A 5,598-nucleotide genomic window follows, 5' to 3' on the forward strand; every position below is an offset into this window, starting at 1 on the left:
TCACCACGGTCAGGGCGGACGGCACGAACCGGGCGCCGTCGACGGCGTCGAGGTCGCGGGTCCGATCGGCGTACCAGCGGGCGAAGTCGATCGCCTCGGACACCTCCGGGTCGGCCTGGTCGACAGTCTTACCGGCCTCGGACACCATCACCTCGACGAGCTCGCCGCGCCGGCATTCGAGCTCGTACGCGACCCGTTCCAGAACCTCCGCGCGGTCGCTGCCCGCGCGGAGGCCCCACTCGCGGCCGTGCGCGGTGGCGGTCGCCAGCAGGTCGTCGAGCTGGTCGGCCGTGCGGATCGTGTGTGCCGCGACCGCGGCGGCACCCAGCCGGGAGCCGGCCGCACGCCCGAGGATCTGCCGGGCCCACGTGCGGTTCGCGGGCAGCGACGGATCGGTGTCGGGCGTGTTCGCGAACTCCGGGCCGGGCGGCTCGAGCGGACCCACCAGCCGGTTCTGGGTGCGGTTCGGAGGGGGGACGGAACCGTCCACGTCCGCCAGGGACGCCAGGAACCGCTGCTTCTCGCGTTCGAACAACGACTCGTCCTCGTGCAGCGCGAAAACCGCCGACATGAAGTTGTCCTGGCCCGCACCCTCCTCGAGCCGCCGCACCAGATACGCGATCGCCACGTCGAACTCGTCCGGATGCACCACCGGCGTGTACAGCAGGATCCCGCCGACGTGGCGGCGCACCACCTCGGCCTGGCTGTGCGCCATCCCGAGCAACATCTCGAACTCGACGCCGTCACGGACCCCGCGTTGCCCGGCGAGCAGCCACGCGTGCGCGACGTCGAACAGGTTGTGACCGGCGACGCCGATCCGCACGTTGGCGATGCGGTCGGGCTCGAACGCGTAGTCCAGCAGACGCTTGTAGTGCGTATCCGTCTCCTGCTTCGAACCCCAGGTCGCGAGCGGCCAGCCGTGCAGCGACGCCTCGACACGTTCCATCGGAAGATTCGCGCCCTTGACGACCCGCACCTTGATCGGCGCCCCGCCCCGCGTCCGCCGCGCCGCGGACCAGTCCTGCAACCGGATCATCGCCGCCAGCGAATCCGGCAGATAGGCCTGCAGGACGATGCCCGCCTCCAGGTGCGCGAACTCCGGCCGGTCCAGGATCTTCATGAACACCGCGATCGTCAGGTCCAGGTCGCGGTACTCCTCCATGTCCAGATTGATGAACTTCGGGGAAGGGGAGGTCGCGGCCAGGTGGTACAGCGGCACCAGTCGCTCGACCACGTCGTCGACCGCCTCGTCGAACGCCCACGGTGAATGCGGCGCGACCGCCGCCGACACCTTGATCGACACGTAGTCCACGTCGTCGCGGGCCAGCAGCGCGCGGGTGCCGGCGAGCCGGCGGTCGGCCTCGCGTTCCCCGAGCACCGCCTCCCCGAGCAGATTCAGGTTCAGCCGCACCCCGTCGCGACGCAGCCGCGCGATCGCGCGCCCGAGCCGCGCGTCGCTCGCATCGACCACGAGATGCCCGACCATCGCGCGCAGCGCCCGCCGCGCCGCGGGCACCACCACGTGCGGCAGGGCGGGACCGAGCGTGCCGCCGGCCCGGATCGCGGCGCGCAGGTGCGCGGGCAGGAAGGCCGGAAGGTCCCGGGACAGGTGCGCGAGATTGCGCGCGGCGACCCGCGGATCCTCGGGCCGGATCACCCCGTCGATGAACGCGACCGTGAACTCGAGGCCGTGCGGGTCCTTCAGAACCGCGGCGAGCTGTTCGGCGCCGCGGTCCGGCGGGACCGTCGCGGCCTCGGCGATCCACCGTCGCACCAGGGCGACGGTCTCGTCGGCGAGCGAGCCGCTGTGGATTCGGGGCTCGTGCGTGCTGTCGGTCATGGCAAACCTCCCGCGTCCAGCACCATTGTGGCCGCAACCGCGCGAGGCGGGCGGTGTTGCGCTCATGTCCCACACCCTCGTGTCACACAACACCGGGCCGAATCGTCACACCTCCACGAGGACGAATCCGATTCGAGAAGGTGATGGTCATGCGAGTCTTCGTGGCAGGTGGATCCGGGGTGCTCGGGCAACGGCTGGTGCCGCAGCTCGTGGCGCGAGGTCATCAGGTGACGGCGACGACGACCGGCCCCGGCAAACTCGCTCTGCTCCGGCAGCTCGGTGCCGATGCGGTCGTGATGGACGGACTGGACGCGGACTCGGTGGCGGCGGCGGTGGCCTCCGCCCGGCCCGATGCGATCGTCCACCAGATGACCGCGATCTCCGCGGCGCACTCGGGCAAACCCGATATGAAGCACTTCGACCGGTGGTTCGCGACGACCATCCGGTTGCGGACCGAAGGCACCGATCACCTGCTGGCCGCGGCCGAGGCGAACGGCATGCCGCACGTCGTCGCACAGAGCTATGCGAGCTGGAACGGCATCCGCACGGGCGGATGGGTGAAGACGGAAGAGGATCCGCTGGATCCGGAGGAGGGGACGAAGGCGCGCCCGGGCGCCGATGCGATCCGCTACGTCGAGGACCGGGTCCTCGAGGCGGGCGGGGCGGCACTGCGGTACGGCGGGCTCTACGGTCCCGGCGCGAGCGACGATCAGGTCGAACTCGTCCGCAAACGGCAGTTCCCGCTCGTCGGCGGCGGCACCGGATACAGCTCGTGGGTGCACCTCGACGACGCGGCGAGCGCGACCGTGCTGGCGGTCGAACAGCACGCGAAGGGCATCTACAACATCGTCGACGACGAACCCGCCCCGGCGGGGGAGTGGCTGCCGTATCTGGCCGCCTGCGCGGGCGCGAAACCCCCGATGCGGGTACCGCGATGGCTCGCCCGGCTGCTGGCGGGCGATGTGGCGGTGACGATGATGACCGAGGGGCGCGGGTTCTCCAACGCCAAGGCCAAGCGGGAACTCGGCTGGGAGTTGCGGTATCCGTCGTGGCGTCAGGGTTTCCGGGACGGTCTGTTCTGAGCGGAGTCCGTCCTGGAGAAACAGGTATGCCCTGCGGGTATTTCGGCCGTCGCCGCATCGCGCGGAAAACGACATGGTGGGACGTGTCCCCACCCGTTCGATCGAAGGTCCCCATGCCTCTCCGACACGGATCGCCGGTCACCCGTACCGATGGTCACCCCGCAACGATGTCCTGGTCCACTGTTCACGTCGATGCCCGGGCGGAGGTGTGCGGCGTCCTCGGCCGGGGAGCACCGGTGGTCTTCGTGCCCGGATATGGATTGACGCCCTGGATCTACCGGCATGCCCTGGCCGGGCTGGCCCGCACCGTACGGGTCTTTGCCCCGGCGATTCCTGCCTTCGCGGCAGTGCCGGGCAAATCCCTCGATGAGCGGACCGTGGCGGAAGGCGCGGCCTGGCTCGGTCGGTTCCTCGATGCTGCCGGACTCGGTTCGGTGACCCTGGTCGGGCACTCGTTCGGCGGGGCACTTGCGATCCGCGCCGCCGCTGTTCTTCCGGATCGGGTGGCCCGGCTCGTTCTCGTGAACCCGGTGGACGGAGGACCGTGGCCGGACGTCGGTGGAGCGGTGACCCCGCTCGGCGACGGATCACCGCGGGAGCGGGGGACGGCCCTGGAGGAGGCGTTGGTGCGACGGATGCTCGCTTCGGTCGATACGCCGCGCCGCACCGTCACCACGGACGGTGATCCGGCACCCGAATTGCGCACCGACTCCATCCCGCGGGGCCTGGACCTCGACGAATCTCTGGATCGGCTGGCGCAACAGCGTCTGCCGGCAGCGCTCGTGTGGAGCCACGACGATCAGCTGGTCCCGCGGGCGAGTGTCGAATCGCTCCGCGCGTGCCTGGGCGGAACGTCGGTGTTCACCGTCGCAGGCGGGCACGGGTGGCCGATCGCCGACCCGGAATGTTTCGGTCACACGATGCAAACCGTCCTGGACCGTCTCCCCCTCGAGGTCGTCGTCTCGTGAGCGGCTAATCGGCGATCGGGAGGGGACTGCGCAGCGCCTCCAGCGACGCGATCTGCTCGGGCGACCACGGCCGCGCCGCGGAGCGGCCGTCCCCGACCTGCACGAGCGTCACCGACATATCCGCCGCGAGTGACCCGCCCTGCTCGATTCCTGCCCGCAGCGTCACCGAGGTGGTGCCGATCCGCGTCGCTTCGATGTCCAACTGCGCTTCCTCGGTGAACAGTTCGCGCGAAAAGTTGCTGTTCACGTTGACGACGACGATGTCCGTGACCGGATCGAAGCCGTCGAGCGTGTCGGCCAGCACGCGGTTCCACGCACCCGTCGCTGCTTCGAGCGCGCAGTAGTGCGGCACGTGCCGGCGGATATGCTCGGACGCGTCCGCGGGGGCGTGATTGTGCAGGGTGACGGTGACGCGAGGCATGTTCACGGACACTACCGAGCGTCGTGGAGCCCGGCCCGGGCAGGTCAGGACGGGCGCACGGTCAGTACCTGCGAGGCGGTGCCGATCGGCCCGTGGACGTCGTGGATGACGCTGCTCGTCAGCCCGAGACCGGTCGGCCCGAACGAGACGGTGGTGTCGAACCCGAGCCACTCGCCGCGCGGCTCGGCGAAGAAATGTGCGGTCAGGTCGATGTTGGGGAACGCGATGTCCTTCGGATGGGCGCGCACGGTCATGCCGTTGGCGATGTCGAGGAGGCCTGCCGCCCCGGCGACCGCGCTGATGTCCTCACCGGCGACCAGGGGGAGCGGGGTGCGTACCCAGTACGACGCCCGGCCCGGCTCGACCTGCCGACGGCGCACCTGCGCGGACTCGATGAATCCGCCGGGCCACACCGACGTCGGATCCCACTCCTCCATCTCCTCGGGCGGGGCGATCCGCGCGAGCGACGTTCCTTCGAGTTCGGCGGTCGGGCGGGTCTGCATCAGCCAGGCGCGCAGGCGCACGGCGGCACGGCCTCCGTGTGCGAGGACTGCCTCGACGAGTTCGATGGTGCGGCCGGGACGCAGAACAGCGACCTGCACCTCGACCTCGTCGATGGGGAGCGTGCCCAGGATGTCGTAGGAGAGCCGGCCGATGGCAAGCCCGTCGTCGCGGCGGGCGTCGCGGTCGAGTTCGACGGCGTGCGCCATCAGCCCGAGGGCCGGCGCGATGTGCTGTTCGTTCGTTTCCCACGCGCCGCCGACGTGATGCGTGGCCCGGAAGGTGGTCGGCCCGGTTCGTTCGAAATAGCTCATCGGCAACTCCTCGTGCGTTTGCTCCATGCAATCACGCGCGCCGCGCTGACGCGCCGGTGTGCCTTTCTGGCGGCTCCCACCGCCACTTCTGCACACCGGCGCATCAGCGCCGCGGAGAGCTGAACTCCTTCAGGTAGGGAGGGTTTCGAGGGCGGCGACGACCTCGGCGGTCGAGGACGCCTCGGGCAGGGTCACTTCGAGCCGGGCGGGCCGATACTCGTCGGCGTGCACCGCCAGCAGGTACCGGCCGGGATAGGGCGTGCCGACGGTGAAGCTGCCGTCGGGTCCGGACAGGATCGCGATCTCCGGCATCGGCCCCGGACCCGTCACCACGACGATGCGGGCGAACGGGACCGGGGTGTTTCCGCAGCGGACGATGCCTCGAATCACGCCTTCCACGCCTTCAATCGGTCGAAGACCGGGCCGGTGATACGGACACCGGAGTTCACCGGCACTCCCGGTGAGACGCCGT

6 protein-coding genes are annotated in these 5,598 nt (G+C 70.3%); 2 read left to right on the top strand and 4 right to left on the bottom strand.

Features of this window, described 5'->3' with window-relative positions:
• Positions 1–1,840 (bottom strand): bifunctional proline dehydrogenase/L-glutamate gamma-semialdehyde dehydrogenase (locus I0Q12_RS34030; RefSeq protein ID WP_307846558.1); only part of this gene is annotated, 1,840 nt, incomplete at its 3' end.
• A 149-nt stretch (positions 1,841–1,989) separates the two neighbouring features.
• Here I0Q12_RS34030 and I0Q12_RS26960 point away from each other — a divergent pair.
• Both I0Q12_RS26960 and I0Q12_RS26965 read left to right on the top strand, forming a co-directional pair.
• Positions 1,990–2,922 carry an NAD(P)-dependent oxidoreductase gene (locus I0Q12_RS26960; protein ID WP_197256420.1) on the top strand — a complete coding sequence of 311 codons (933 nt, stop codon included), beginning with the start codon at positions 1,990–1,992 and terminating at the stop codon, positions 2,920–2,922.
• Positions 2,923–3,089: 167 nt separating this feature from the next.
• Positions 3,090–3,890: an alpha/beta fold hydrolase gene (locus tag I0Q12_RS26965; protein ID WP_197256422.1), complete on the top strand. Its 801-nt coding sequence runs from the start codon at positions 3,090–3,092 to the stop codon at positions 3,888–3,890.
• Positions 3,891–3,894: 4 nt separating this feature from the next.
• Here I0Q12_RS26965 and I0Q12_RS26970 read toward each other — a convergent pair whose 3' ends face one another.
• The 3 genes from I0Q12_RS26970 to I0Q12_RS26980 all read right to left on the bottom strand — a co-directional run bounded on the left by I0Q12_RS26970 (position 3,895) and on the right by I0Q12_RS26980 (position 5,516).
• Positions 3,895–4,311 carry a hypothetical protein gene (locus tag I0Q12_RS26970; RefSeq protein ID WP_197256424.1) on the bottom strand — a complete coding sequence of 139 codons (417 nt, stop codon included), beginning with the start codon at positions 4,309–4,311 and terminating at the stop codon, positions 3,895–3,897.
• 44 nt (positions 4,312–4,355) lie between these two features.
• Positions 4,356–5,126 (bottom strand): thioesterase family protein, encoded by a 771-nt coding sequence (locus I0Q12_RS26975; protein ID WP_197256426.1) that lies wholly within the window; start codon positions 5,124–5,126, stop codon positions 4,356–4,358.
• 129 nt (positions 5,127–5,255) lie between these two features.
• Positions 5,256–5,516 (bottom strand): carboxypeptidase regulatory-like domain-containing protein, encoded by a 261-nt coding sequence (locus I0Q12_RS26980; RefSeq protein ID WP_197256428.1) that lies wholly within the window; start codon positions 5,514–5,516, stop codon positions 5,256–5,258.
• Positions 5,517–5,598 lie beyond the last annotated feature (82 nt).

Source organism: Rhodococcus sp. CX, from assembly GCF_015865005.1.
GTDB lineage: Bacteria > Actinomycetota > Actinomycetes > Mycobacteriales > Mycobacteriaceae > Rhodococcus.

Bases quoted from the DNA above. Each gene is read 5' to 3' on its own strand.
- I0Q12_RS26970 (WP_197256424.1), bottom strand. From the start codon at position 4,311: ATGCCTCGCGTCACCGTCACCCTGCACAATCACGCCCCCGCGGACGCG.
- I0Q12_RS26975 (WP_197256426.1), bottom strand. From the start codon at position 5,126: ATGAGCTATTTCGAACGAACCGGGCCGACCACCTTCCGGGCCACGCAT.
- I0Q12_RS26960 (WP_197256420.1), top strand. From the start codon at position 1,990: ATGCGAGTCTTCGTGGCAGGTGGATCCGGGGTGCTCGGGCAACGGCTG.
- I0Q12_RS26965 (WP_197256422.1), top strand. From the start codon at position 3,090: ATGTCCTGGTCCACTGTTCACGTCGATGCCCGGGCGGAGGTGTGCGGC.